22 protein-coding genes are annotated in these 26,549 nt (G+C 66.5%); 12 read left to right on the forward strand and 10 right to left on the reverse strand.

The window, feature by feature from the left end; all coding sequences use genetic code 11:
* The first annotated feature begins 59 nt into the window (after positions 1 to 59).
* From ABIC50_RS13165 to ABIC50_RS13185, 5 genes are all read left to right on the forward strand, one after another.
* Entirely contained in the window at positions 60 to 1,748 is a 1,689-nt protein-coding gene (locus ABIC50_RS13165) for a tannase/feruloyl esterase family alpha/beta hydrolase (protein ID WP_354164343.1), read from the forward strand.
* Between the two features lie 387 nt (positions 1,749 to 2,135).
* The gene (locus ABIC50_RS13170; protein ID WP_354164346.1) at positions 2,136 to 3,494 is read left to right on the forward strand and encodes an MFS transporter; all 1,359 of its coding nucleotides are present in this window, start codon (positions 2,136 to 2,138) and stop codon (positions 3,492 to 3,494) included.
* 80 nt (positions 3,495 to 3,574) lie between these two features.
* On the forward strand, positions 3,575 to 4,339 hold the full coding sequence (locus tag ABIC50_RS13175; protein WP_354164349.1) for a nitroreductase: 765 nt from the start codon (positions 3,575 to 3,577) through the stop codon (positions 4,337 to 4,339).
* Positions 4,340 to 4,353: 14 nt separating this feature from the next.
* Complete coding sequence (locus ABIC50_RS13180; RefSeq protein ID WP_354164351.1) at positions 4,354 to 6,006, forward strand: AMP-binding protein; 1,653 nt, start codon at positions 4,354 to 4,356, stop codon at positions 6,004 to 6,006.
* Positions 6,007 to 6,229: 223 nt separating this feature from the next.
* Positions 6,230 to 7,162 (forward strand): MBL fold metallo-hydrolase, encoded by a 933-nt coding sequence (locus ABIC50_RS13185; protein ID WP_354164354.1) that lies wholly within the window; start codon positions 6,230 to 6,232, stop codon positions 7,160 to 7,162.
* Between the two features lie 115 nt (positions 7,163 to 7,277).
* Here the strand turns inward: ABIC50_RS13185 and ABIC50_RS13190 are convergent, their stop codons facing one another.
* The 8 genes from ABIC50_RS13190 to ehuR form a co-directional block, all read right to left on the reverse strand.
* Complete coding sequence (locus tag ABIC50_RS13190) at positions 7,278 to 8,672, reverse strand: aspartate aminotransferase family protein (RefSeq protein ID WP_354164357.1); 1,395 nt, start codon at positions 8,670 to 8,672, stop codon at positions 7,278 to 7,280.
* A gap of 20 nt (positions 8,673 to 8,692) precedes the next feature.
* The gene (locus tag ABIC50_RS13195; RefSeq protein WP_354164360.1) at positions 8,693 to 10,171 is read right to left on the reverse strand and encodes an NAD-dependent succinate-semialdehyde dehydrogenase; all 1,479 of its coding nucleotides are present in this window, start codon (positions 10,169 to 10,171) and stop codon (positions 8,693 to 8,695) included.
* Positions 10,172 to 10,294: 123 nt separating this feature from the next.
* Entirely contained in the window at positions 10,295 to 10,765 is a 471-nt protein-coding gene (locus ABIC50_RS13200; RefSeq protein WP_165754747.1) for an Lrp/AsnC family transcriptional regulator, read from the reverse strand.
* Positions 10,766 to 10,778: 13 nt separating this feature from the next.
* A complete protein-coding gene (gene doeB, locus ABIC50_RS13205; protein ID WP_354164363.1) occupies positions 10,779 to 11,804 on the reverse strand; it encodes a N(2)-acetyl-L-2,4-diaminobutanoate deacetylase DoeB in 1,026 nt (341 codons plus the stop codon).
* 4 nt (positions 11,805 to 11,808) lie between these two features.
* Entirely contained in the window at positions 11,809 to 13,017 is a 1,209-nt protein-coding gene (gene doeA, locus ABIC50_RS13210; RefSeq protein WP_354164365.1) for an ectoine hydrolase DoeA, read from the reverse strand.
* 10 nt (positions 13,018 to 13,027) lie between these two features.
* Positions 13,028 to 14,032 (reverse strand): cyclodeaminase, encoded by a 1,005-nt coding sequence (locus ABIC50_RS13215; protein WP_354164368.1) that lies wholly within the window; start codon positions 14,030 to 14,032, stop codon positions 13,028 to 13,030.
* A gap of 1 nt (position 14,033) precedes the next feature.
* Entirely contained in the window at positions 14,034 to 15,005 is a 972-nt protein-coding gene (gene eutB / locus ABIC50_RS13220) for a hydroxyectoine utilization dehydratase EutB (RefSeq protein ID WP_354164371.1), read from the reverse strand.
* A gap of 105 nt (positions 15,006 to 15,110) precedes the next feature.
* Positions 15,111 to 16,523 (reverse strand): MocR-like ectoine utilization transcription factor EhuR, encoded by a 1,413-nt coding sequence (ehuR, locus tag ABIC50_RS13225; RefSeq protein ID WP_175700657.1) that lies wholly within the window; start codon positions 16,521 to 16,523, stop codon positions 15,111 to 15,113.
* A gap of 413 nt (positions 16,524 to 16,936) precedes the next feature.
* On the opposite strand from ehuR, the gene ABIC50_RS13230 reads away from it, so the two are divergent.
* The 7 genes from ABIC50_RS13230 to ABIC50_RS13260 all read left to right on the forward strand — a co-directional run bounded on the left by ABIC50_RS13230 (position 16,937) and on the right by ABIC50_RS13260 (position 23,435).
* A complete protein-coding gene (locus ABIC50_RS13230) occupies positions 16,937 to 17,416 on the forward strand; it encodes a MarR family winged helix-turn-helix transcriptional regulator (RefSeq protein WP_006755464.1) in 480 nt (159 codons plus the stop codon).
* On the forward strand, positions 17,413 to 19,563 hold the full coding sequence (locus ABIC50_RS13235; protein ID WP_354164374.1) for an FUSC family protein: 2,151 nt from the start codon (positions 17,413 to 17,415) through the stop codon (positions 19,561 to 19,563). The genes ABIC50_RS13230 and ABIC50_RS13235 overlap by 4 nt, the downstream gene beginning before the upstream one ends.
* A gap of 34 nt (positions 19,564 to 19,597) precedes the next feature.
* Positions 19,598 to 19,810 (forward strand): DUF1656 domain-containing protein, encoded by a 213-nt coding sequence (locus tag ABIC50_RS13240; RefSeq protein WP_006755496.1) that lies wholly within the window; start codon positions 19,598 to 19,600, stop codon positions 19,808 to 19,810.
* Positions 19,811 to 19,812: 2 nt separating this feature from the next.
* On the forward strand, positions 19,813 to 20,796 hold the full coding sequence (locus ABIC50_RS13245; protein ID WP_175666390.1) for an efflux RND transporter periplasmic adaptor subunit: 984 nt from the start codon (positions 19,813 to 19,815) through the stop codon (positions 20,794 to 20,796).
* Positions 20,793 to 22,292 (forward strand): efflux transporter outer membrane subunit, encoded by a 1,500-nt coding sequence (locus tag ABIC50_RS13250; protein ID WP_354164377.1) that lies wholly within the window; start codon positions 20,793 to 20,795, stop codon positions 22,290 to 22,292. The genes ABIC50_RS13245 and ABIC50_RS13250 overlap by 4 nt, the downstream gene beginning before the upstream one ends.
* Positions 22,293 to 22,471: 179 nt before the next feature.
* Positions 22,472 to 22,897: a TOBE domain-containing protein gene (locus tag ABIC50_RS13255; RefSeq protein WP_175666392.1), complete on the forward strand. Its 426-nt coding sequence runs from the start codon at positions 22,472 to 22,474 to the stop codon at positions 22,895 to 22,897.
* A 172-nt stretch (positions 22,898 to 23,069) separates the two neighbouring features.
* Complete coding sequence (locus ABIC50_RS13260) at positions 23,070 to 23,435, forward strand: bleomycin resistance protein (protein ID WP_354164380.1); 366 nt, start codon at positions 23,070 to 23,072, stop codon at positions 23,433 to 23,435.
* Between the two features lie 108 nt (positions 23,436 to 23,543).
* Here ABIC50_RS13260 and ABIC50_RS13265 read toward each other — a convergent pair whose 3' ends face one another.
* Together ABIC50_RS13265 and ABIC50_RS13270 are read right to left on the reverse strand one after the other, a co-directional pair.
* A complete protein-coding gene (locus tag ABIC50_RS13265; RefSeq protein WP_354164382.1) occupies positions 23,544 to 24,605 on the reverse strand; it encodes a DMT family transporter in 1,062 nt (353 codons plus the stop codon).
* 686 nt (positions 24,606 to 25,291) lie between these two features.
* On the reverse strand, positions 25,292 to 26,086 hold the full coding sequence (locus ABIC50_RS13270; protein ID WP_354164503.1) for a ProQ/FinO family protein: 795 nt from the start codon (positions 26,084 to 26,086) through the stop codon (positions 25,292 to 25,294).
* Positions 26,087 to 26,549: the final 463 nt, after the last annotated feature.

Genomic DNA, 26,549 nt, shown 5'->3' on the forward strand with positions numbered 1-26,549 from the left:
AGAAGAATTGCCCTCGACGAGCAGCGCATTGCGGTTGCAAAAAATATATGGAGACGAGAATGAGAACCCGGTTCAGCACCCGCCGAAGCTCGGCTATTGTGAGTGCGCTATTCGCAGCGTCAGCCGTTACCGTATCGGGCTGCGGCGACGATGACGCCGCACCGGCAAACGCCACGGCCGTGACGGCAGCCGCGAAGTGCAGTGCGTTGGCTGGCACGACCGTTCCTGCCAGCTCGATCGGGTTGCCGACCACCGGTGCGACTGTCGTGTCCGCGACGCTCGTCGCCGATACCGCTTCTGGTAACCGCAATGGTGAGTACTGCAAAGTGCTCGGCACCATTCATCCGGTCGATTTCAACGCACCCGATATTCGGGTGGAAGTGGATCTTCCGACCAACTTCAACGGAAAAGCGGTCCACTTTGGCGGCGGCGGATTTGACGGCACCATTGCCGATACCGAGGGTTCGCCCGCCGACGGGTTCCTGGCGGGGGCAGAGCCCGCGGGCGTCAGTACGCCGTTGCGCCGGGGTTACGTAACGATGGGGAGCGACAGCGGGCATGAGGGAAACGCGCTGGACGGTTCGTTTGCGGCGAACGACGAGGCACTTGCCAACTACGCAGGCGACCACATCAAGAAGACGCATGATTTCGCAGCCTACCTCGCAAAGGCACGATATGGGTCGGACTTCGTGCACAGCTATTTCATCGGCGGCTCGAGCGGCGGACGACAAGGCTTGATCGCCGCGCAACGCTTCCCGCACGACTACGACGGCATCATTTCCACCTACCCCGCGTCGGGAATCACGGGACTCTGGCTGCAGATGGGCAGGATCTCGCGATCTCTGCTGGCGCCCGGAGGATACGTCACGCCCGCCAAGGGCAAGGCCGTGCTCGCAGCGGTCATCAAGCAATGCGACGCGCTGGACGGTGTGACCGACGGCATTATCAGCAACCCGGCTGCGTGCGTGTTCGATCCGGCAGCGATTCGCTGCTCGGGCGGCGGCGACACCGGCGACAGTTGCTTGTCGGACGCGCAAATCAATACGCTGAACACCGCCGGCACACCGCTCGACTTCAGCTTCGATCTGGCAAACGGAATTCACACCTTTCCGGCATATAACGCGTTCTCCGGTGCGGACTTTTGGTCGACTCCGCTGGCTTGGGCTAGTTCCGCCGCCGATGCGACGGTCGAGCCCGGGGTCGTCGGCAAGACCGCATTCTTTTACGCGTTTCCAAATGACATGCTCCGGTTCGCGGTCGCTCGCGACGCTGCCGCCAGCATTCTGAATTTCAATCCTGCGAACCCGGGCTCATTGACCTCGCGCGTCCAGGCGGTGAGTGCGCTCATGGACAGCACCAGCACCGACTTGAGTCAATTCCAGAGCCGCGGCGGGAAGATCATTCTCCAGCACGGACAATCAGACCAGTTCATCCCGGCGCAATTGTCGATCGATTACTACAACAGGCTGGTGTCCCGATTCGGGCAGGGGCCGCTCAGTCAATTTCTGAAGTTCTACCTGGTTCCGGGTGCGGCCCACAGCTTCGGCGGACAATTCAATGGTTCATATGACGGTCTGACGGCATTGGACAACTGGGTGACGAAAGGAATCGCGCCCCAAGATCTGACCATCACCGACCTGACTCCGGCAACAGCCGGACGTACCCGACCGCTGTGCGAATACCCGCAGTGGCCGAAATACATCGGGGGCGACCAGAATCTGGCGGCGAGCTTCTCGTGCTCGAATTAGTGCGGTTCGCCGTGCGCGGCAATCGGCTGTATCGGGCGGTTGGCTTCCGCCCGGAATTGTCCGCGCTGACGCAATCGGGTTCGCACGTTCCAGCCCGATTCAAATCACTACCCGCGCTACGCCCGTACTCAAACGAATAAACGAATAGCCCGTGCGATGCGGACCGTCGCACGGGGCACGGTCTGCCCGACGGACTGAGGCAATCCATCGTCAAAAGAAGCGATTTCTCCAACTGGCTGCCGCCAGTGCCGTAACACCGCAAACGTCGGTGTCCGGCGACCTCATTCAGGTTGAAGTTCACGGACATGGACTGCGAATCGCGCCCGTCTGACACTGGCTGCAACGCGCGCGCATTTCAATGCACGACACTAAATCCAAGGAGACGACATGAACCAGATAGACGTGTACTCACTCGCCGGTCGGGCCAGATTCAATGGCTTTCATGCCCTTGTGCTGTTCTGGTGTGTCCTGATGTTGATACTCGACGGCTACGATCTTGCCGTCGTCGGCGCGGCGCTGCCGTCGATCATGAAGGACATGCACATCGACGCGACCAGCGCCGGCATCATGGCCGGCTCGACGCTGTTTGGCGTCATGCTCGGGGCCATTTTCCTCGGCACGCTGGCCGACCGTTTCGGACGACCAACGATGATGTGCGTTTGCGTGGCGCTGTTCAGTCTGTTCACCGCGGCCGCCGGATTGACGAGCGATCCCGTCAGTTTCAGCGTCACGCGCTTCGTCGCCGGTCTCGGCATCGGCGGCGTGTTGCCGATCGTCACCGCGCAGATGGCGGAGTTTTCGCCCAATGCGTTGCGAACCCGATTGGTCACGCTGGTGTTCGCCGGATATTCGATTGGCGGAATTCTGGTGGCGCTCACCGCGAAGCAGCTGATCGGCAGCTACGGCTGGCAATCGGTCTTTTTCGCCGCGGGCCTGCCCGTCCTGCTGATCCCGTTCATCATCAAGACGATGCCCCATTCGATGGTCTTCCTGATCAAACGCGGCCGGCACGACACACTGCGCGCGGTGCTGAAGCGGTTGGTGCCTGACTATCCGTCGAGCGGTCAAGAGCAGTTTGCGGGAGGTTCGTCAGACACAGCCCAGGACGCGTCGGTGCGACGCCTCTTCCAGGACGGGCGCGGCTTCAGTACCTCGATGATCTGGGTCGCGTTCATGACGGGCCTCTTCATGGTCTACGCGCTCAGTTCGTGGTTGACCAAGCTGATGGCCATGGCCGGATATAGCCTCGGCTCGGCGTTGAACTTCGTGATTGTGTTCAACGTCGGCGCCATCGCCGGCGCGATCTTCGGCGGTTGGCTCAGCGACAAGGTCAACATCAAGCGCGTGCTGATTGCGTTTTACATCGTCGGCGCGGCTGCGCTGTCACTGATGGGCTACACGAAATCGGCCGTATCGTTGTTTGTCGTCGTATTCGTGGTCGGTGCATCGACGCTCGGTACGCAATTGCTTGCGTACGCGTATGCCGGTGACTTCTATCCCCATGCGATCCGGTCTACGGGTGTCGGCTTTGCTTCCGGCGTGGGCCGGATCGGCGCGATCGTGGCGCCGGTGCTCATCGGTTGGCTCGTGTCCTTGAAGCTGCCGCTCGAGCAGAATTTCATGGCCATCGGCCTGGCGGGCCTCGTCGGCGCGGCGGCGGTGACGCTGATCAACCAGACACGTGCCGACTCGCATCGCTCGAACAGTGCGCCTGTTGTCGCGGTTCAGGGTAGCGCGGGCCACTGACGCTTCTGCCATCGCAACTCGATCGCCGACATCCTTGCGAACAACACGGCTCGGATGAGCTCTACCTCAGCAAACACCGTATGGCTAAGTGCAACGCACCTTTCAATGCCGGTATCGAAATGGACCGTCTCTCTCCTCCTCCGTTGAACTCGTTCGCCGACGTGACCCGCGCCGTCGATTGGGCGCTCGTCACGCGGCGCAGCGTCCGCGCTTTCCTTCCGACGCCGGTTCCTCGCGAGCACATCGAGGCCATCCTCGACGTGGCTCGCTTCAGCGCGACCGGCGTCAACATCCAGCCCTGGCATGTGCATGTCGTGACGGGCGCGACGAAGTCCCGCCTGTCTGCCGCCATCAACGAGATCAATGACGATCCTGAGCGCAGCTCCGACCTGGACGAGCCCTACGACTACTACCCGCGCGAATGGATCGCACCTTATGTGGATCGCCGGCGCGCGGTTGGCTGGAACCTGTATGGCTTGCTGGGCATCGAGAAGGGTGACAAGGAGCGCATGCACGTCCAGCACGGTCGCAACTACAACTTCTTCGACGCACCCGTGGGCCTGTTCTTCACGGTTGACCGGGTCATGCGTGAAGGCAGTCTGCTCGACACGGGGATGTTCCTGCAAAGCGTGATGATCGCCGCCCGGGCGCGCGGCCTCGACACCTGCCCGCAGGCGGCTTTCAACAAGTTCCACCGCGTCATCGCCAACGAACTGTCCATTCCCGACAACCAGATGTTGGTGTGCGGAATGAGCCTCGGTTATGCGGATCACGGCTGCATCGAGAACACGCTGGTCACGGAGCGCAGTCCGGTACGCGATTTCACCACTTTTTATAATGAATGAATGGAGACAACGTCATGAGTGCAACGGCCTATTCTCGTGGGCTCGAGAAGAACGCGGCAAACCACGTTCCATTGACGCCGCTGACCTTTCTCGATCGAACCGCCGACGTCTTTCCGAATCGCACCGCGATCATTCATGGCGACTTCCGGCAGACGTGGGCGAAAACGCGCGAGCGTTGCTATCGCTTCGCGTCGGCGCTCGTCCGATTGGGGATCGAGCCGGGCGACACGGTGTCGATCATCGCGCCGAACACCCCGGCCATGCTCGAGGCCCACTTCGGCGTCCCGCTGTCGGGCGCCGTTCTCAATGCGATCAATTGCCGCCTCGATGCCGACGGCATCGCATTCATTCTGCGCCACGGTGAATGCAAGCTCCTGCTCGTGGATCGCGAACTGGCGCCTCTGGTCGAGAAAGCGTTGCAGTCGGTTCCCCACCCGCCGCGCGTGATCGACATCAACGATCACGAGGCCCCCGACGGCCCGGCCATCGGTGAAACCGATTATGAGTCGCTGCTGGCGAGCGGCGATCCGGAATTTGCAGGCCGCCGCCCGATCGACGAGTGGACGCCGATCGCGTTGAACTACACGTCGGGCACCACCGGGGATCCGAAAGGCGTCGTGCCGAGCCATCGTGGCACCTATGTGATGAGCCTGTTGCAAATGACGAACTGGCCGCTCCCGCGTGCGCCGATCTACCTGTGGACGCTTCCCATGTTCCACGCGAACGGCTGGTGCTTCACGTGGGCGATTACGGCAGCGGCGGGCACCCATGTCTGTTTGCGCAAGGTGAATGCCGCGAATATTCTCTCCGCGATCGCCAAGCACGGCGTCGATCATTTTTGTGCGGCGCCGATTGTCCTCGCAGGCATCGCGAGCGTGCCCGCGTCGGAACTGCAGCCGTTGCCTCGTCGTGTGCGGGTCCTGACCGCCGGCTCGCCGGCGCCGGCGGCGGTGCTGGAGGCCGTCGGCGCGATGGGTTTCGACGTCGACCACGTCTATGGCATTACCGAGATCGCCGGCACGCCGATCAGCTGTGCATGGCACGACGAGTGGGATACGTTGCCGCCGGAGCAGCAAGGGAAAATGAAAGCGCGACAAGGCGTACGCGCGGCTGCGTTCGAGAACATGTCGGTCACCGATCTCGCGACGCTCGAACCCGTCCCCGCCGATAGCACGTCTTGCGGCGAAGTGCTGGTCCGCGGGAATACGGTCATGATGGGGTACTTCAAGAATGCCGACGCAACGGCAAAAGCGTTCGCCGGCGGCTGGTTCCACACCGGCGATCTTGCGGTCGTGCATCCCGACGGCTATATCCAGATCACCGACCGCTCCAAGGACGTCATCATCTCGGGTGGAGAAAACATTTCGTCCGTGGAAGTGGAGGAGGTCATTTATCGCATGGCAGGCGTGCTCAACGCGGCCGTGGTCGCTCAGCCGGACGACAAATGGGGCGAGACGCCTTGTGCGTTCATCGAACTGAAACCGGATGCCTCCCCCATCACCGAGCAGGACGTCATCCTGTTCTGCCGCGAGCGACTGGCGCATTTCAAATGCCCGCGTCGAGTGATTTTCGGCGAATTGCCCAAGACTGCCACGGGCAAGATCCAGAAGTTCCGCCTTCGGGAGCAAGCGGGCAGCCAGGCCGCGATCACGAGATTGGCGGGATAGCGCTGTCGGTCCCCTCGGCGCCCTGACGGGCGCCGGATTGTTGTCGCCCGGACAACATCATGTGCGCGCACGCGGTGCTACTGGCATCCACCGCGCTTTCCTACAATCGCTCACACGCTCGATCGACATGCGAGCGAAGCGAAGGACGCGACCTGCACGGTCGTGCTCGCGAACCGCGCTGCGCAGTGCGGCTTACCCCACATGATCAACAGGACGATCGACCATGAACAAATCCATCCGCAATGTACAGCCGGTTACCGCCCCCCTCGGCAACGAAGATGCGGGCGAACTCGTCTCTTCCCGCTATGCGGTGCGCATCGGCGACGTCGATGTCGTGCTGATCAGCGACGGCGTTCTGCCGCTGCCGACCTCCACCATGTCGACCAACGTGAGCGAAGCGGACCGCAACGAATGGTTCGACGGCCGTTTCCTGCAACGCGACATGTTCGACTGGGCGCTGAATATCGCGCTCGTGCGCAGCGGCGAGCGCCTGATCCTGATCGACTCGGGCGTGGGCGACGGTTTCGAATACTTCACGCGCGCCGGGCGCTCGGTCATGCGTCTGGAATCGGCCGGCATCGACCTGGCTGCGATCACCGATATCGTGATCACGCACATGCACATGGATCACGTCGGCGGGCTGAACACCGACGGCGTCAAGGCCCGGCTGAGCCCGGACGTACGCATTCACGTAGCGGCCGCGGAAGTCGCGTTCTGGAAGAATCCGGATTTCAGCAAGACGGTGATGCCGGAAACCGTTCCGCCCGCGCTGCGCAAGGCGGCGGCCAAGTTCGTCGAGCTCTACGGCGAAAACATCATGCAGTTCGACCGCACCGTGGAAGTCGCGCCGGGCGTGTCGGCGCGCGTGACGGGCGGGCACACGCCGGGACACTGCGTGGTGGACATCGCGTCGAAGGGTGAAAAGCTGACGTTCGTCGGCGACGCCGTCTTCGAAGTCAACTTCGACAATCCCGACTGGCAAAACGGCTTCGAACACGATCCCGAAGGTGCCGTCGACGTGCGTATCGCGCTGTTCAACGAAGCCGCCGAAACCGGCGCGATGCTGGCCGCGGCGCATGTGGCGTTCCCGTCGATCGGGCATGTCGCAAAGAACGGCGACGGTTTCCGCTTCGTTCCGGTAACGTGGGACTACTGATTGATGCAAGGCTGACGACGGACGACGCTTCCCGAATCGGCACCGGTCGATAGAAAGACGCCGCCGCACTTCGGTGCGACGGCGTCTTCTCGCGCACATCAGCGCCGCATGACCCTCACGCGACGGTCGAAATATTCCGCTCCGCGACCTCGTCCACGGCATCCTTCACGATGCCGACGATCTCGTCCGCTTCGTCGCGCGTCATCACGAGCGGCGGCGCAAACCCGAGAATGTCCCCATGCGGCATCGCGCGCGCGATCACGCCGCGCTGCAGCGCCGCGGCCGACACCTGCGCGCCGATCTTCAGCGCCGGATCGAACGGCGTGCGCGCGTCCTTGTCCGCCATGAATTCGAGGGCGGCCAGCATCCCGACGCTGCGCACTTCGCCGACGAGCGGATGCGAGCCAAACACGTCACGCAGCTTCGCGCCGAAATACGCGCCCACGTCGGCGGCGTTGCCGACCAGATTCTCGCGCTCGAGAATCGCGAGGTTCGCGAGTGCCGCGGCCGCGCATACCGGGTGCCCCGAGTACGTCCAGCCGTGCCCCATCGGCCCATGCTCCTGCGAGCCGCGCGCGATCACGTCCCACACCTTCTCGCCGACGATCACGCCCGACAGCGGCGCATACGCGCTCGTCAGCCCTTTCGCGACGGTGATCAGGTCGGGCTCGATCCCGAAGTGCTGCGCGCCCATCTTCGAGCCGAGGCGCCCGAACCCGCACACGACTTCATCCGAGATCAGCAGGATGTCGTGCTTGCGCAGCACGGCCTGGATCGCCGGCCAGTAGCCGCGCGGCGGCTCGATGATGCCGCCCGTGCCCATCACCGGTTCGGCGATGAACGCCGCGATCGTGTCGGCGCCTTCGCGCGCGATCAGCTTCTCGAGCTCGTCGACGCAGTACGCGACGAACTGCGTTTCGTTCATGCCGACGGGCGCCTTGCGATACCAGTGCGGACACACGGTATGCTTCACGCGATCGATCGGCAGGTCGAAGTGCTGGTGGAAGCTCGGCAGGCCGGTGAGGCTGCCTGTCACGATGCCCGAGCCGTGATAGCCGCGCTCGCGCGAGATGATCTTCTTCTTGTTCGGACGCCCGAGCACGTTGTTGTAGTACCAGACGATCTTGACCTGCGTCTCGTTCGCGTCGGATCCCGACATCCCGTAGTAGACCTTCTTCATCCCGGCCGGCGCCCAGTCGATGATGCGCGACGACAGCTCGATGATCGCGTCCGATGAGTGGCCGACATACGTGTGGTAATACGCGAGCTGCTTCGCCTGTTCGTACATCGCCTCGGCGACCTCGGTGCGGCCGTAGCCGATGTTCACGCAGTAGAGGCCGGCGAACGCGTCGATATAGCGCTTGCCCTGGTGATCCTCGATATGGATGCCTTCGGCGCCGCGCACGATCTTGCCGGGCAGCGCGCCGGTCTCGTGGTCGTACGCGTGCGTCGACGGGTGCATGAAGTGGGCGCGATCCTCGCGCAACAGTGCGTCGATCGATTGTTTCATGATGGGTTCCTTTGAATGAGTCAGGCCGTCGCCGCGACGGGTAGGCCGAGATTGCCGAGGCAGAAGTACTTGGTTTCGCTGAACGGCTCGAAGCCTTCGGCGCCGCCTTCGCGCCCGAGGCCCGACGCCTTCATCCCGCCGAACGGGATCGGCGCCCCGGTGAATTTCACGCCGTTGACCGACACCATCGCGAAATCGAGCCGCCGCACGAGCTGGAAGATCGTGTCGATACGCGTCGCGCACACGTAGGCGGCGAGGCCGTACTCGGTGTCGTTGGCTTTTTCGATCACCTCGTCGAGCGTGTCGAACGCGCACACCGCCGAGATCGGCGCGAAGTTTTCTTCGTCGACCACGCGCATGCCCGGTGCGGCATCCGCGATCACGGTCGGTTCGTAGAACCAGCCGCCGAGCGCATGCGGCCGGCCGCCCGCGACGATGCGCGCACCACGCGCACGGGCGTCGTCGACGCGCGCCGCCGTCGCATCGAACGCGGCCTGGTGCATCAGCGGGCCGACGTCGACGCCCGGCTCGAACGCGGGGCCGGTCTTCAGTTCCCGCACCGCGTTCGCGTAGCGGCTGACGAATGCTTCGTACAGCGGCCGTGCGACGAAGATCCGATTCGCCGCGCAGCAGTCCTGCCCGGAGGTCTGGAACTTCGCGCCGATGGCGATTCGCACCGCCTGGTCGAGGTCCGCATCCTCGGTGACGATGAACGGCGCGTTGCCGCCCAGTTCGAGCGCGATCTTGCGAATGCCGGCCTTTGCGGCGGTTTCGGTCACGAGCCGCCCGACGCGCGTCGATCCGGTGAAGCTCACCGCGCGCACGCGCGCATCGCCGACGAGCGTTTCCATCGCCATCCGCGGTTCGCCGAGCACGACGTTGAACACGCCGGCCGGGAAGCCGGCCTCGTCGGCGAGCTGCGCGAGCGCGAGCGCCGAAAACGGCGTCTCGTGCGCGGGCTTCACCACCACCGCGCAGCCGACCGCGATCGCGGCGGCGGCCTTGCGCGTGATCATCGCGGCCGGGAAATTCCACGGCGTGATCAGCGCCGCGACACCGACCGGCTCCATCACCGTGCCGAGATGCGCGCCGTCGATATGTGTCGGTATCGTGCGGCCCGCGACGCGTTTCGCCTCGTTCGCGAACCATTCGACGAAGCTCGCCGCATAGCGGATCTCGCCGCGCGACTCGGCGAACGGCTTGCCCTGTTCGAGCGACAGCAGCGCGGCGAGATCGTCGAGATGCCGCAGGATCAGTGCATGCCAGCGCAGCAGCGCCGCGCTGCGCACCGCTTGCGGCGTCCAGCGCCACGTGTCGAACGCACGCTGCGCGGCGTCGACGGCGGCGACGATCTGCGCGCGCTCGAGCATCGGCACATGGCCGATCACGGCCTGGTCGGCGGGGTTCACGACGGCAACCGTCGCGGCACTGTCGCTGTGGATCCAGCGACCGTCGACATAGCACGTCGACTTGAACAGAACGGGGTGTCCGGGCAGCATGCTGCGTCTCCTCGTTTGGGTGGGCACGAGCGTCATTCTGTCGTGCCGCCGGGTGCGGAAATTTCGGTTTCGGCGCCCGCTTCTTGCGGTTTTTTCCGTATTGCCGCGCGTTCGCGCGAAGTTTCAGTGCCAGTCCGGCGCGCCGCCGGATTCGCACTTCACGACCTTCGTCACGATGTACGTGAAGTAGCGTTCGATGCCGAGGTCGTCCATCAGCAACGCATCGATGAAGCGCTGGTAGTGGTCGATGTCCCGCGCGAACACATGCAGCACGTAGTCGACGCCGCCACCTGTCGCGAAACACTGCGCGACCTCGGGCGCCGCGCTCACGCGATCCTCGAAGCGCCGCATGTCGGGCGCGGTATGACGCGACAGCGTCACCTCGACGACGATGCGACTGCCCGAGAACGTACCGATCCAGTCGACGTCCGCGCGATAGCCGCGGATCACGCCGCTTTCCTCGAGCTTGCGCACGCGCTCCCACGCCGGTGAGATCGACAGGTTCACGGCTTCCGCGAGCTTCGACTTCGTGATGCGCCCGTCGCGTTCGAGGATGCGCAGGATCGCCAGGTCGTATCGGTCGAGCTTGATCACGTCGTGCACACCCCTATGCGGCCACCGGAATGTTGCGCTCGACGATGTCGGCGACCACCGCGATCGTGTCACCGGCCTGCACGATGCCCGGGAAGTGCCGGGCCGCGAGCAGGCCGCGCCGGCGCGCGACGTATTCGACCGGCGCGACGCCCGTGCGGTCGATGTCGTGCACGCGTGCGAGCACGTCGCCCGCGTCGACCTCGCTGCCGAGGTCGCGGCACATCTCCAGCAGCCCGCGATGCTCGCTGGTCGTGAAGCACGAGCCGTCCGGCATGTCGAGCAGCGTGGTCGTGCGCGGCGTGGCGCGTGCGCCGTCGCCCTTCGCGATCACGCCCGCATTCGCGAGAAACCCGCGCACGCCGCGTTCGGCGATCGCGACGCTCGCGGCCGTCGACGACCCGCCGCCGCCCAGCTCGGTCGACACGAACACCTTGCCGGCCGCCTCGGCCGCGCTGTCGAAGAGTCCCACCCTGTCGAGCTCCAGCATGCGCATCGAGTACGGTGCGCCGAAGGCGCGCATCGCGCGATCGCAGCGTGCCTGCTGGTCGCGATCGTCCAGCACGTGGATCGCCGCGAACGGCACGAAGTCGAGCGTGCGGCCGCCCGCATGGATGTCGAGCACGTGGGTCGCGAGCGGCAGCAGATGACGCTGGAAGTAATCGGCGATCTTCTCGGTGACGGTGCCGTCCGGCCGCCCCGGAAAGCTGCGATTCAGGTTGCCCGAATCGATCGGCGACGTACGGCACCCGGCGCGAAATGCCGGGTAGTTCATGAACGGCACGACGATCACGCGGCCGGTCACGTCGGCCGCCTTCAGCGAACCGGCGAGCTTCGACAGCGCGACCGGCCCTTCGTATTCGTCGCCGTGATTGCCGCCGGTCAGCAACACCGTCGGCCCGTCGCCGCGCTTCACGACGGTCACCGGAATCATGATCGCCCCCCACGCGGAATCGTCGCGCGAGTAAGGCAGCTTCAGAAAGCCATGTTGTTCGCCGTCCGCGTCGAAGTCGACGGTCGGCGTGATCGGAGAAGCCCGCATCGCCCTACTCCTTCACGAACAGCTTGCGCGGCGTGTTGCAGAACGTCTCGACGCCGGTGTCGGTGATCAGGATGCTTTCGGTGATCTCCAGACCCCAGTCGTCGAGCCACAGCCCCGGCATGAAATGGAACGTCATGCCGGGTTCGAGCACCGTGCGGTCGCCCGGGCGCAGGCTCATCGTGCGCTCGCCCCAGTCCGGCGGATAGCTCGCACCGATCGGGTAGCCGCAGCGGCTGTCCTTCTCGATGCCGGCGCGGCGCAGCACCGCGAAGAACGCGTTCGCGATGTCCTCGCACACGTTGCCGGGCTTCGCGGCCGCGAGCCCCGCCTCGATGCCTTCGACCACCGCGCGCTCGCCTTCGATGAAGTGCGCGGGCGGCTTGCCGAGATAGACGGTGCGCGACAGCGGGCAGTGATAGCGGCGGTAGCAGCCGGCGATCTCGAAGAACGTGCCCGCGCCGCGCGCGAACGTCGTGTCGTCCCACGTCAGGTGCGGCGCGGCCGCATCGGCGCCCGTCGGCAGCAGCGGGACGATCGCCGGATAGTCGCCGCCGAAGCCGTCCGCGCCGCCGATCCCGGTCGCATAGATCTGCGCGACGAGATCGCTCTTCTTCATGCCGGGCTCGATCGTGTCGACGATGTGCGCATGCATGCGCTCGACGATCCGTGCCGCAACGCGCATGTACTCGATCTCGCGCGGCGACTTCACCGCGCGCTGCCAGTTCACGAGCGCGGTCGCGTCGACCCAGCGCGCGGCCGGCAGATGCTTCTGCAGCGACGCATACGCCGCCGCGCTGAAATAATAGTTGTCGAGCTCGACGCCGATGCGCAGCGTGCTCCAGCCGCGTGCGGCAATCACGTCGGTCGACAGGTAGTCCATCGGGTGACGGGCCGTCGACTGCACATAGTGATCCGGGTAGCCGACGATGTTCTCGTGCGCCATGAACACGGTGCGCTTCGCGCCGTTCGCGTCCTGGCCGCGGCCGTACCAGACGGGCTCGCCGTCCATCGGCAGCAGCACGCACTGGTGTACGTAGAACGACCAGCCGTCATAGCCGGTGAGCCAGCCCATGTTGGTCGGGTCGGTGACGATCAACAGGTCGATGCCGGCCCGCTGCATCGCCGTGCGCGTCTTCGCGATGCGCGCAGCGTATTCGCTGCGCTCGAACGCGAGACGTGGCACGGCTTGGTGGGGTTCGATGACTGCGGACATCTGTCTCCTCTCAGGTCGTGAGGTCGTTGTGGAAAATCGTGCCCACCTCCGCCGCGCGGGCGCGCTGCAGCGCGAGCACGGCAATGGCGGTGTCCTGCGCGCCGGTGCCGGTCAGGTCGCAGATCGTGATGTCGTCGCGATGCGTGCGGCCGTCGCGCTGCCCGACGATGACTTCGCCGAGCTCGGTAAACACCGCGTCGGCCGCGACCGCACCGGCGGCGATCGCGTGCGCGAGTTCGCCGGCCACGCGGGTCTGCTGCAGCCGGTCGCAGAAGTAGCGCGCCGTGCCGAACACCGACGGCGCGAGCTCGGTCTTGTAGTCGGCGTCGGAACCCATCGCTGTCACGTGCAGCCCCGGATGCAGATCCTCCGCGTGCACGAGCGGCTCGCGGCTCGGCGTCGTCGTCACCGCGATGTCCGCGTCGGCGAGCGCCGCATGCACCGATCGCGCGACGATCGCGTCGATCCCGTGCGCGGCGCGCACGTCGGCCGCGAATCGCGCGGCACGCCCGGCGTCGCGCGCCCAGACCGTCACGTGCGTGATGTCGCGCACGAGCATCAGCGCGTCGAGTTGCAGCCGCGCCTGTTCGCCCGCGCCGACGATCGCCGCGCGGCGCGCATCGGCACGCGCAAGCTGGCGCGCGGCCACCGCGCCGGCCGCCGCGGTGCGCACGGCCGTCAGGTAGCCGTTGTCGAGCAGCACGGCCTCGGTCAGGCCGGTGCGCGCGGACAGCACCAGCATCAACCCGTTCAGGCTCGGCAGCCCGAGCGACGGGTTGTCGAAGAAGCCGGGGCTGACCTTGATCGCGAAGCTGTCAAAGCGCGGCAGGTAGGCGGTCTTCACGTCGACTTCGCCGTGCCGCGCCGGCAGCGCGAGATTGAGGATCGGCGGCATCGCGACCGCATCGGTGGCGAGCGACACGAACGCGGCCTCGACCTGGTCGATCGCGGCCAGATCGAGCGGAACCAGCGCGCGCAATTGCGCCTGCCCGAGCAGCGTGACGGGATGGGTCATGTCAGTTCTCCGAAACGAGCCGGCGATGCACGGCCATGTCGATGTTCGCGCCGCTGACGACCACGACGATCGGACCGCCGCGATCGCGGCGCGCGATCCGTTCGTCCAGCAACGCGGCGATGCCGACCGCGCCCGCGCCTTCCACGACGAGACGCTCTTCGCGATACGCATGCGCGATGCCGCGCGCGATCGCCGGCTCGTCGAGCAGCACGACGTCGTCGGCCAGCGCGCGCGTCATGTCGAACGTGTAGCGGTTGTCGAGACCGATGCCGCCGCCGAGCGAATCGGCGAGCGTCGGCTGTTCGTCGACGTCGACCGGGTGCCCGGCCGCGAGGCTCGCGTGCATCGCGGCGCCGCGCGTCATCGACACGCCGATCACCTCGATCGCCGGCCGGATCGCCTTCGCGGCGAATGCGACGCCACTGAACAGCCCGCCGCCGGACAGCGGCACGACGAGCGTTGCCGCATCGGGCAACGCTTCGAGAATCTCGACGCCGATCGTCGCCTGCCCGGCGATGATTCGAGGATCGTCGAACGGCGGCACGTACGCATAGCCTTCGTCGCGCACGAGACGCCGCGCGTCGGCCTGCGCGTCGTCCTGGCTGTCGCCCGCGATCACGACCCGCGCGCCGAGCGCGGCGACCGCGTCCACCTTGTTGGCCGGCACGAGCGATGACATGCAGACGGCGGCCTCGATCCCGAACGCACGCGCCGCATGCGCAACCGCACGGCCGTGATTGCCGGTCGATGCGGTGACGACGCGCGTCACACCCTGCGACGCGAGTTCAGCGAGCGCGTTGGCCGCGCCGCGCAGCTTGAAGCTGCCGGTCGGCTGCAACGTTTCGAGTTTCAGATGGACGGGGGTGCCGGACAGCGCGGACAGCGCGGCGGACGTGACGAGCGGCGTGACGCACGCATGCCTGGCGATGCGTCGGCGCGCGCGGTAGACGTCGGACAGCGACAGGAAAGACATGGATCGCGCGCCTCATTGATGTGGTGCGATCCAGTCTAATGTTCCAAATTGCGCTTTCGAATGTCCTGGTACATTGTGCGTCGCTGGCACGACGCCTGCCGCGCTTCAGTGAAAATCGTGCACGTGCGGATACTGCTCGAACACGCCCGCGATGGTCTGGAGCGCGGCGTTGCATGCGGCATCCGTCGTCTCCGCGCCGATGCACACGCGCACCGCGTTCGGCCGCTCCGTGCCGCCGACGAGGAACGGGTCGGGCGACGTCACCGCGATCTTGCGGGTACGCAATTCGCGCACGAGCCGGTCGGCCTGCCAGTAGTCGGGCACGCGCAGCCACGCTGACAATGCATTCGGATGCGCACCCAGCACATAAGACCCGAGCGCGGCCTTCACCATCTCCTGGCGCGTCGCAAGCCGCTGGCGCTGTAGCTCCACGAGCCTGCGCGCGGTGCCGTCGGCGATCCAGCGCGTCGCGATCTCCGCGATCGGCGACGTCGCCATCCAGCTGCTCACGCGCAGCACGCTCTCGACGCGCAGCGCGAGCCGCCTCGGCATCGCGAGATAACCGGTGCGCAAACCGGTCAGCACGGATTTCGTCATGCTCGTGCAGTAGAAGCCGAGGTCCGGGATCAGGCTCGCGATCGGCGTCGCCGTCTTCGCAGGGAGCGGGCCGTACACGTCGTCCTCGATCACGTACACGCCGTAGCGCGACGCGATGCGCGCGATCGACTTGCGGCGCGAATCGGACATCATCGACACCGTCGGGTTATTGAGGGTCGGCGTGCAGACGAGCGCGCTGATTCGCTCGCCGTCGCACATTTCCTCGAAATGTTCGGGACGGATCCCATGTTCGTCCATCTCGAGCCCTTTCAGCGTAAACCCGAGCACGTTCGCGGAGCCGATCACGCCGTGGTCGGTCAGGCTCTCGCACAGCACGGTGTCGCCCGGCCCGACGATCGACGCGAGCGCGAGAAAGATGCCGTGCGCCGCGCCGTTCGTGATCAGCAGCGATTCGGGATGGACCGGCAGGTTCAGCGAGCCGAGCCACGCGGCGCCGGCCTCGCGATGCGCGTCGAGGCCCGCGATCGGCCGGAACGAGCGGATCCACGGCTGGTCGTCGGTGTCGGCCATCGCCGCGCAGACGCCCCGCCACGCGGCATCGTGCTCCGGCGTATGCACGATGCGCGCGATCGAGAAGTCGACCAGCTCGCGCTCGGCCGTATCGAGGATGTAGTTCGACATCGATTCGGTCACGCGGGCGGCCACGAAGCTGCCGCGCCCGACTTCGCAGCGGATCAGGCCCTGCCTTTCGAGTTCCTTGTAGGCATTGGTGACGGTCTGCACGCTGACGCCGAGGCTCGACGCCACGTCGCGCTGCGGCGCGAGCCGCGCGCCCGGTGCGAGCGCGCCGCTTTCGATGTCGGTGGCGATTGCCTTCACGAGCCGCTTGTATTTCGACTCGATGCCGTGCACCGCGCCGATCGCGTCGTGCCAGCGCGCCGATACCTCGGTCCGTCCCATCTCGATGTCTCCGTCGTTGCTTTCGCATGGTCGCTCAGAAAGACACCCGAAAATTATTGTCCTAGTGCAATCGCGTGTGCAAGCAGGACGGTCAGGAACGCATGATGCGCTACATTCATTCGGCGGGACCGGTGTGGGGCTGTCCAGGTGGCGCGTCCGCGCGTCGTGCTTATAACGCGCCGACACGGCGCACGAATCGTGCGCCCCCCCAGCGCGGCGATCTCGACCGCCGCAGTCCGCGCGGCATGGTCTGATTCGATCCACCGCGAATTCACAGGTTTACAGCGCGACCAGCCCCGGGCCCGCTGCCCGAATTTCCGGTTACAGGCAGGCGCCGCAGCGTTCGGCAATGACACTCCGGTGACAAAACCGATAGTTTGCTATCGAATGTTTTTGCCTCTATCATCTCGCGCATGACCAATCTGCACGATCTTCGCCTCGCCGTCAGCAGCCTGCTGGTGCTCACCGCGCGCAAGTGGCGCCGCACGAGCGACGCCGTGCTGACCGCGTACAACGTGTCCGAAGCCTGCGCGACGCCGCTGCTGATCGCCGGCCGTCTCGGCGAAGGCGTGCGCCAGGGCACGCTCGCCGAGCACGTCGGCATCGAGGGGCCGTCGCTCGTGCGCCTGCTCGACCAGCTGTGCGCGGCCGGCCTCGCGCGCCGCGACGAGGATCCGCACGACCGCCGCGCGAAGACGATTTCGCTGACGGCCGCCGGCCGCGCGGTCACCGCGAAGATGGAAGAAGACCTTCGCGTGCTGCGCGCGCAGGTGCTCAAGGGCGTCACGCGCGCCGATCTCGAAGCGACGCTGCGCGTCCTGAACGCATTCGGCGCGGCCGATGCGCAGCACCCGGCGTCCCGTCCGTCCCATCCCGCCGATTCCGCTTCATGACTTATCCGAGCCTTCGCGACTGGCTGTTCTCGGGCAAGACGTTCGCCGCGTCGATGCTGGCGCTGTATCTCGGCCTGTATTTCCAGTTGCCGCGTCCGTACTGGGCGATGGCGAGCGTCTACATCGTGTCGAACCCGTTCGTCGGCGCGACGCGCTCGAAGGCGCTGTATCGCGCGCTCGGCACCGCGCTCGGCGCGGCCGCCGCGATCCTGTTCGTGCCGCCGTTCGTCGAGACGCCGCTCCTGTTCAGCGTCATCGTCGCGACGTGGTGCGGCACGCTGCTCTACCTCGCGATCTCCGACCGCACCGCGCGCAGCTACGTGTTCATGCTTGCCGGCTATACGATGCCGCTGGTCGCGCTGCCCACCGTGACCGATCCGTCGACGGTCTTCGACGTCGCGATCGCGCGCACCGAGGAAATCGTGCTCGGCATCGTGTGCGCGAGCGTGGTCGGCAGCGCCGTGTTCCCGAACCGGCTCGCGCCCACGCTGATCGAGCGCACCGACGCGTGGTTCAAGGACGCCGCGTTCTACGGCCGCGAGACGCTGTCCGGGCACCTCGCGGGCAAGGCGCTGTCCGCGTGCCGGCAACGCCTCGCCGCGACCATCACCGGCCTCGAATTCCTGCTGAGCCAGCTGAGCTACGACCACGCGCACCCGCACGTGCTCGCCCGCACGCAGGCGCTCGCGGGCCGGATGCAGTTGTTCCTGCCGCTGATGTCGTCGCTCGCCGATCCGCTGATCGCGCTGATGCGCGACCTGCACGTGCGCCCTCCCGCGCTCGACGCGCTGCTCGCCGACGCCGCGAAGTGGTTCGACGCGCCGCTGCCGGCCTTGAAGGACGGCACCGACGGCGCGATGGCCGACGACCCGGTCGCGGACGACTTGCGCGCGCGCGTCGCGGCGCTGCAGCCGCCCGACAGCGCGCTGACGAGCTGGGACGGCGCGTTGCTGTCGAACGCGCTGTGGCGGTTGCGCCAGGTCATCGACATCTGGCAGGACTGCCGCTCGCTGCGCGCGCTGATCGCGAACGAGTCGGGCGTCTGGCAGCCGCGTTACCGGCACTGGCGGCTCGGCGGCACCGAGCGCTTCTTCGATCGCGGGATGATGCTGTTCTCGACGCTGACCGTGGCCGGCGCGATCGTGTTCGCGTGCTGGCTGTGGATCCAGTCCGGCTGGCACGACGGCGCCGGCGCCGTCACGCTGGTCGCCGTCGCCTGCAGCTTCTTCGCGGCGCTCGACGAGCCCGCGCCGCTCGTGTTCAAGTTCTTCCTGGCCACCACCGCGAGCGTCGTGTTCGCGGGCCTGTACCTGTTCGCCGTGCTGCCGCACGTGCACGACTTCGCGATGCTCGTGCTGATGTTCGCCGGCCCGTTCATCCTGATCGGCACGCTGCTGCCGCGCCCGCAGTTCAACATGGTGACGATGCTCGTCGCGGTGAACACCGCGACCTTCATCAGCATCCAGAGCGCGTACGAGGCCGACTTCTTCGTGTTCCTGAACAGCAATCTCGCGGGCGTCGCCGGGCTGCTGTTCGCATACGTATGGACGCGGGCGACGCGGCCGTTCGGCGCGGAACTCGCGGTGCGGCGACTGCTGCGCTCGGGCTGGGAGGACGTCGCGCGCTCCGCGTCGACGCAGCCGCTCGACGACCAGCGCAACCATGCGTCGCGCATGCTCGATCGCGTCACGCAACTGCTGCCGCGCCTCGGCGCGTCCGACGACCATCGCCATCCGTCGATCGAGAGCTTCCGCGACCTGCGCATCGCGCTGAACGCGCTCGACCTGCGCCGCTCGCGTCGCAAGCTGTCGGGCGACGTGCCGGACGCGATCGACCGCGTGCTGGCCGGCGTCACCGATCACTACACGCGCTGCGCGGCCGCGAACGCGCGCCAGCCGGCGCCACCGGCGCTGCTCGCGTCGATCGACGATGCGTTGCAGCGCGTGGCCGGTCGCAACCTGCCGGGCGCGGCGGCGGCCCCGGCGGACGACGGCACGACGCCCGCGGCGCCAGCGGCCCCCGCCACGCCCGCGACGCACCGCCGGCTGCGCGATACGCTGCATGCGCTCGTCGGCCTGCGGCTGTCGCTGTACCCGGCCGCGTCCGCTCAGCCGCCGCAATCGGCACCGGACGGAGCACGCGCATGATCCCGCTTTCCAACCTGTCTTTCCGACCGCGACCATGATCGGCGAAATCGACATCTTCGGCGTATTCGTGCCGGCTCCGCTCGTGCTGATGCTGATTGCCTATCTGATCAACATCGTCGTGCGCGCGCTGCTCGAGCGCGTCGGCTTTTACCGCCTCGTCTGGCACCGTTCGATCTTCGACCTCGGCATCTACGTGTTCGTGTTTGCCGCCGTCGTCATCGTGTCTCACCATCTCGTGGCTAGCTAACCGTGAAAAAAACCTGGCTCTCGGCAGGGCAGATCCTGCTCACCCTGATCGTCGTCGTCGTGGCCGGCCTCGTGCTGTGGCGGATCATCAACTACTACATGTTCTCGCCGTGGACACGCGACGGGCACGTGCGCGCCGACGTGATCCAGGTCGCGCCCGACGTGGCGGGGCTCATCACCGCCGTGCAGGTCGCCGACAACCAGGAGGTCAAGCGCGGCCAGGTGCTGTTCGTGATCGACCAGGCGCGCTACACGCTCGCGGAACGGCTCGCCGAAGCGACGCTCGCGCAGCGCCGTGCGACGCTCGCCCAGGCGAAGCGCGAATACGCGCGCAACCTGCAGCTCGGCAATCTGGTCGCCAGCGAACAGGTCGAGGAAAGCCGCACGCGCGTCGAGCAGGGCGAAGCCGCCGTCGCCGATGCGCAGGTGTCGCTCGATACCGCGAAGCTGAACCTGCAGCGCACGACGATCGTGAGCCCCGTCGACGGCTACCTGAACGACCGTGCGCCGCGCGTCGGCGAATACGTGCCGGCCGGCCGCGCGGTGCTGTCGGTCGTCGACCGCAATTCGTTCCGCGTCGACGGCTACTTCGAGGAAACCAAGCTGCGCGGCATCCACATCGGCCAGCCGGTCGACATCGTCGTGATGGGCGAGCCGCATCCGCTGCGCGGCCACGTGCAGAGCATCGTCGCCGCGATCGAGGATCGCGACCGCACGCAGGGCGCGAACCTGCTGCCGAACGTGAACCCGGCATTCAGCTGGGTGCGGCTCGCGCAGCGCGTGCCGGTGCGGGTCGTGCTCGACGAGGTGCCCGACGACTTCCGGATGATCGCCGGCCGCACCGCGACCGTCGCGGTGCGCACCGACACGCGCCGCGACGACAAGACGAAGCCGGCTGCCGGCGCTTCCACGGCAGCCGTGCCATCCGCTTCGGCGCCCGCGGCATCCGCGCTGGCGGCCGTCAGCGCGACGGGAGCATCGCAATGAAGCGGCACGACCTGCGCCTCGCGGCGGCACTCGCGCCGCTCGCGCTCGCACTCGGCGCGTGCAAGTCCGTCGGCCCCGATTACACGCTGCCGCAGCAGGCGTACGTGAATGCGCCGCTCGCGAACCATGCGCTCGACGACGCGAACGGCGCGCTCGTCTCGCGCGACGCCGTGCCCGGCAACTGGTGGCAGTTGTACGACGATCCCGTGCTCGACGCGCTCGTGCGTAGCGCGCTGAAATCGAACACCGACCTGCGCGTCGCCGCGGCCAACCTCGCGCGTTCGCGCGCAGCGCTGGAAGTCGCGCACGAACAGGGCGGCTTCTCCGGTAGCGCGGAAGCAGCCGTGCAGCGCGCGCAGGAATCGGCCGAGCAGTATCTGCTCGAGAACAAGCTGCCGGTCGTCAACGAAGGCACGGTCGGCATCAGCGTGTCGTATGAACTCGATCTGTTCGGCAAGTTGCGGCGCGGCGTCGAGGCCGCGCGCGCGGACAGCGAAGCCGTGCAGGCGGCCGCCGACCTCGCGCGCATCACGGTCGTCGCGGACGTCGTGCGTGCGTACGTCGAATCGTGCTCCGCCGGCGACGAGCTCGCGATCGCGAAGCAGTCGCTCGCGCTGCAGCAGCAGCGCGTGAAGCTGTCGCAGCGGCTGCGCGATGCGGGGCGCGGCAACCAGACCGATGTGACGCGCGGCGTCACGCAGGTGCGCACGCTGTCCGCTGACATCCCGCGTTTCGAAGGTCGCCGCAAGATCGCGCAATACCAGCTCGCCGCGCTGCTCGCGCGCTCGCCGGCCGACCTGCCGAAGGCGGTCGCCGAATGCGAGCGCCTGCCGAAGCTGCGCCAGCCGATTCCGATCGGCGACGGCGCCGCGCTGCTGCGCCGCCGCCCCGACGTTCGCGAAGCCGAGCGCCAGCTCGCCGCCGCAACCGCACGGATCGGCGTCGCGACCGCCGCGCTGTATCCGTCGATCAGCATCGGCGCGTCGGCCGGATCGGTCGGCGTCGCCGCCGACCTGTTCTCGTCCACCACGAATCGCTGGTCGTTCGGACCACTGATCAGCTGGTCGTTCCCGGTCAACGGCCAGCGCGCGCGCGTGCGCGAAGCCGAAGCCGCGACCGGCGGCGCACTCGCGCACTTCGACGGCGTCGTGCTGAACGCGCTGCGCGAAACGCAGTCGAGTCTCGCGACCTACGCGGCCGACGTGCAGCGCACCGATGCGTTGCGCACGGCCTACGAATCGGCGCGCAACTCCGCTGACGAAACGCACCGACTCTTCGTGGCCGGCCGCGAATCGTTCATCTCCGATCTCGATGCAACGCGCACGTTAACGAGTGTGCGCGCGCAGGTCGCTGCGGCCGAAGGGCAAGTCGCCGCCGACCAGGTGAAGCTGTTCCTCGCGCTCGGCGGCGGATGGGAAGGCGACGCGGCGCCCGCTGTGTCGCAGCAGACGTCGGCGGCCAGTGCGCCGGCTGCTGCGTCGGCCCCGGCCAGGTAATCGCGCACTGTGCGGGACGGCGTGCGTGACACGCGCCGTCGCGCATCACCCTGCGTGGTCTCGCATGTCCGGTATGTCGATGCCGACGGCGCGCGTCACCGGCATTGCCGGTAAGCTCGTCCGCGGTTTCCATCATTCGCTCGCCGCCCGCCGCGCGGCCCATGTTCCGGAGAGTCATCATGCGAAGCAGTGCCCGTAATCAGTTCGCCGGCCAGATCAGCGCCGTCAAGCCCGGTGCCGTCAACGACGAAATCACGCTGCGTACCTCGGACGGCCTCGACATCGTCGCCGTGATCACGCACGGCAGCGTCGCGTCGCTCGGCCTCGCGGCCGGCACGAAAGCGTTCGCGCTCGTCAAGGCATCGTCGGTGATCGTGATGGTCGACGTCGACAGCAGCAAGGTGTCTGCCCGCAACTGCATCGCGGGCACCGTGTCGTCGATCGCGAAGGGTGCGGTCAATTCGGAAGTCGTGATCCGGGCCGCGGGTGGCGCGGAAATCGTCGCGATCGTCACCAACGACAGCGTCGATCGACTCGGCCTCGCGAGCGGCAAGCCTGCGTCGGCGATCTTCAAGGCGTCGAGCGTGATCGTCGGAGTCGAGTGATCGGCTGATCGTCTGACCGCTTGCGATGACGACCCGTCGTTCGCCGCACCTGCGTCACGACGGTGCCCTGCGACGGTTGCCGATACGCAGCGCTTGACCGAGCATGCACGAGAGCCATTCGCGCGCTGTCCCGCGCGTTCGTTCGATCTCAACGCCCACCGGAGGAACAGTCTTGACCGATTTAGCCACTCCCAATCTGCCGTCACGCGATTTCGAAGCCACATCGCAGTTCTACGCGAATCTCGGCTTCGTCGAAACCTGGCGCGACGACAGGTGGATGATCCTGAGGCGCGGCGACCTGCTGCTGGAATTCTTTCCGCATCCCGACCTCGATCCGGCCACCAGTTGGTTCAGCTGCTGTTTCCGGCTCGCCGACGTCGGCGCGTTCTTCGATGAGCTGCTCGCGGCCGGCATTCCGGAACAGACGACCGGCTGGCCGCGTGCGCATCGGCCGAAACGCGAGCCATGGGGCGGTACCCGCGGTGCGCTGATCGACCTGGACGGTTCATTGATCCGGCTGATTCAGACGGACGACTGAATCGTTGGGTGTCGAAGGGGCGCGGCGGACACGAAACGACGCCCCATAAACGGTTACCTTGCGAAACACGTTGAGTGCGTCGCGCGTCTTTGTCCGTGGGCCGCGCGGTCAGTGTCGATGGCGATGGTGAATGTCCGGGAAATGCGCGTGACTGTGCGTGATCGGCAGATGCACGTGCGGATGCGTGTGCGGTTCATCGCCCTCGTACGGAAAGTCGTGCGTGTGCTGATGATGTTCGTCATGCCGATGCCGGTGCGTATGCGCGAGCCGCTCGTGCGCATGTTCGTGTTCGTGCCGTTCGCGCACATGCAGCCAGATGCCGAGCGCCATCAACGCGGCCGCGATCCAGAACGTGACGGACGGTAGCGCCGGCCAGATCAGCAGCGACAGCACGACGCCGAACAGCGGCGCGACGGAAAAATACGCGCCCGTGCGCGCACTGCCGAGATGACGCAGCGCGACGACGAACAACACGAGACTGATCCCATAGCCGCCGAGGCCGGTCAGCATCGCGGCGGCCGTGGCCGGAACGGCGGGCAGCGACGCACCGGCTGCGAGCGCGATGCCGATATTCACGGGCCCGGCGACCAGGCCTTTCACGCATGCGATGACCATTGCATCGTTCGCGGCGACCTTGCGGGTCAGGTTGTTGTCGATCGCCCAGCACAGGCACGCGGCGGCGATCAGCAGCGCACCGGCCGGCATGCCCGCGCGCCCCGGCACCCACGACAGCAGCGTGCCGCCGGCGACGATTGCGACCATGCCGAGAAACACCTGGAGATCCACGTTCTCGCGAAACACGACCCACGCGATGACGGCCGTTAGTACACCTTCGAGATTGAGCAGCAGCGCACTCGTCGCGGCCGGCGTGCTCGACAGCCCGAGCATCAGCAGCGCCGGGCCCGCGACGCCGCCGGCCGCGATCCCGCCGGCGAGCCATGGCAGGTCCGCGCGTTGCAGGGGCGCGGCATTCCCGGCCGGCGCGTGGCGGCTGCGCAATCCGCGAAGCAGGATCCCGATGGCGAGACCGATCCCGCTACCGAGATAGAACAGGCCCGCGACCATGAACGGCGACATCGCGCCGAGTAGTGCCTTCGCGAGCGGCGTCGCGGCGCCGAACAGCGCGGCGGCGATGAGCGCGACGAGAATCGCTGAGTGTCTCGGGTTCATGAGGCGGTCTTTGCGTAAGGCGTTGGGCGTAAGGTGTTGGGCGTTGGCAGGCTTCATGTGATGCCGCAGCGCGGACGGTTTGCCGGTGCCGTTCAATTTCGGGGATTGCGGGGCAGCTGGCGCCGGCTTTTCAGGCACTTGTGCGTCATGTGTGGTCGGCAATGTGTATCGGCCCTGCGTTCCCGGTTGCTGAGATTATCGGCGTTTGTGTCGCGGGTCGCCAACGGATGGGCTGGCGGCCGCTTCAGTGGTCGCGCGTCCGGACATCGCGCGTCGGTCACGCGACTACGATTGCATTTCGCGCCGGGTAATTTCTGACGCGAGACATACGGGCGTGAGTGCGAATCGGGCATTTCCTCTGCGCTGCCGTTACTTTAGGAAAACGAACTATTGCGGCACGACGTAAGCGGATTCGCGATGCACATCGTCCTTGTTTCGATATCCGGTCGCCATGCTCGTTCAACACGAGTGATGCATTGCGCAAGCTGCGTTCGCCGACGCGCTTTCATCGCGGGTTCGATTGGCTATTCGATGCTGACGGGTGGATGGATAGCTGACTGGTGATGTCGCCAGCGGAGGCAGTCCCGACCTGCCCCGAGGGGGATAGGCCGGTCTGTCAGGTGATGCGCTGCACGCGCGGTGCAGGCGTGCCGTCACCGCGTGATCGCGCGGCGACGCATGGCGCGTTACTCGCTCGCAGCCGTTTGCTGCTCGGCCTGCGGTGCTGCGTTCGCCGGTGCTGCATTTGCCGGTGCTGCGTTGGCCGGTGCTGCGTTGGCCGGTGCTGCGTTGGCCGGTGCTGCGTTGGCCGGTGCTGCGTCGGCCGGTGCTGCGTTCGCCGGTGCTGCATTTACCGGTGCTGCGTTGGCCGATGCTGCGTCGGTCGCCGGCTGCGGCGCGGCGGCGTCGGCCTGCGCTTCCGCCTTCGGCTGCTGCGGTGCGCCCTTTGCCGCTTGCGCGCCGCCCTTGTTGCCCGGACGACGCGACTTCAGCCGGCGCGCACGCGCCGCGTCGTCGTGCGTCACGCGCCCGGCTTCGTTACCTTGCAGATCGACCCGCACCGCGTCTTCGACGAGGCACGACCAGTAACGATTGCCGCGGCACCACGTGGACATCGCGTCGCGCAGTTCGGCTTCAGTCAGGCCGACGGCCTGCGCCTCGCGGGCGAGATCGTCCCAGATGCCGACCTTCAGCGGCACTTTCGGTGCCGGATTCTTCGGGAACGCGCGCGGGAAGCGGCGCTGCAGTTTGCCGATCGCGACAATGACCGGATCGACCGGGGTCGACGGCTTCGCCGAAGCGGGCTTGGCACCGGACGGCGCTTTGGCCGCGGGACCCGATTTGGCCCCACGAGCGGGCCGGTCGCCGGACTTCGGCTTCGCGCCGGCGTCAGGTTGCGCAGCCGGTCGCTTCGCGTTGCGCTCCTGCTTGGCCTTGGCTGCGAGCTGCGCCCGCAATTCGGCAAGTTGTTCAAAACCCATAAATTCAATCCACCAGGAATATAAGGTGTGGTTCGTGCTGCCATTCCGCACATCGGCGTCTTGCCGCATTGCGTGCGGCTTGTCTGCCACCGATGCGGAACATTGCGGGGCCGCATCGCCACAACCGCTGTTTTCAGGCACCCGGCCACGATGCCGGACAAAAGGCAGGAGTGGAAGTATACCGGTACGCGCGTCAGTCGGCTGACTCACCGGTTCGCATTTGACGGATCCGAAGGGTGCGCAAGGCATCCACGCGACTACGTTGCGCATTATCGCGGCGTTTTCGACCGGTAGCGAGACACGCGTTACGTAGTGCCGTTTTCGGTACTTTCGGTTTTAGCCGATCATTCCACACTACGGAATGCCGAAAGATGGCACGGAGGTCCAAATACGCCGTCGCCGGCGGATTCACGCGGTTCGAAGACCGGACTTTCGCGTACGACCCGCGCGGCGTGGCGGCGTT

The organism is Burkholderia sp. 567, assembly GCF_040545115.1.
Classification (GTDB): domain Bacteria; phylum Pseudomonadota; class Gammaproteobacteria; order Burkholderiales; family Burkholderiaceae; genus Burkholderia; species Burkholderia ambifaria.

Bases quoted from the DNA above. Each gene is read 5' to 3' on its own strand.
- ABIC50_RS13230 (WP_006755464.1), top strand. From the start codon at position 16,937: ATGACCAATCTGCACGATCTTCGCCTCGCCGTCAGCAGCCTGCTGGTG.
- ehuR (WP_175700657.1), bottom strand. From the start codon at position 16,523: ATGGGACGGACCGAGGTATCGGCGCGCTGGCACGACGCGATCGGCGCG.
- ABIC50_RS13190 (WP_354164357.1), bottom strand. From the start codon at position 8,672: ATGAAACAATCGATCGACGCACTGTTGCGCGAGGATCGCGCCCACTTC.
- ABIC50_RS13195 (WP_354164360.1), bottom strand. From the start codon at position 10,171: ATGCTGCCCGGACACCCCGTTCTGTTCAAGTCGACGTGCTATGTCGAC.
- ABIC50_RS13185 (WP_354164354.1), top strand. From the start codon at position 6,230: ATGAACAAATCCATCCGCAATGTACAGCCGGTTACCGCCCCCCTCGGC.
- ABIC50_RS13215 (WP_354164368.1), bottom strand. From the start codon at position 14,032: ATGACCCATCCCGTCACGCTGCTCGGGCAGGCGCAATTGCGCGCGCTG.
- ABIC50_RS13240 (WP_006755496.1), top strand. From the start codon at position 19,598: ATGATCGGCGAAATCGACATCTTCGGCGTATTCGTGCCGGCTCCGCTC.
- ABIC50_RS13255 (WP_175666392.1), top strand. From the start codon at position 22,472: ATGCGAAGCAGTGCCCGTAATCAGTTCGCCGGCCAGATCAGCGCCGTC.
- ABIC50_RS13250 (WP_354164377.1), top strand. From the start codon at position 20,793: ATGAAGCGGCACGACCTGCGCCTCGCGGCGGCACTCGCGCCGCTCGCG.
- ABIC50_RS13270 (WP_354164503.1), bottom strand. From the start codon at position 26,086: ATGGGTTTTGAACAACTTGCCGAATTGCGGGCGCAGCTCGCAGCCAAG.
- eutB (WP_354164371.1), bottom strand. From the start codon at position 15,005: ATGTCTTTCCTGTCGCTGTCCGACGTCTACCGCGCGCGCCGACGCATC.
- ABIC50_RS13265 (WP_354164382.1), bottom strand. From the start codon at position 24,605: ATGAACCCGAGACACTCAGCGATTCTCGTCGCGCTCATCGCCGCCGCG.
- ABIC50_RS13180 (WP_354164351.1), top strand. From the start codon at position 4,354: ATGAGTGCAACGGCCTATTCTCGTGGGCTCGAGAAGAACGCGGCAAAC.
- ABIC50_RS13170 (WP_354164346.1), top strand. From the start codon at position 2,136: ATGAACCAGATAGACGTGTACTCACTCGCCGGTCGGGCCAGATTCAAT.
- doeB (WP_354164363.1), bottom strand. From the start codon at position 11,804: ATGCGGGCTTCTCCGATCACGCCGACCGTCGACTTCGACGCGGACGGC.
- ABIC50_RS13175 (WP_354164349.1), top strand. From the start codon at position 3,575: ATGGCTAAGTGCAACGCACCTTTCAATGCCGGTATCGAAATGGACCGT.
- ABIC50_RS13235 (WP_354164374.1), top strand. From the start codon at position 17,413: ATGACTTATCCGAGCCTTCGCGACTGGCTGTTCTCGGGCAAGACGTTC.
- doeA (WP_354164365.1), bottom strand. From the start codon at position 13,017: ATGTCCGCAGTCATCGAACCCCACCAAGCCGTGCCACGTCTCGCGTTC.
- ABIC50_RS13165 (WP_354164343.1), top strand. From the start codon at position 60: ATGAGAACCCGGTTCAGCACCCGCCGAAGCTCGGCTATTGTGAGTGCG.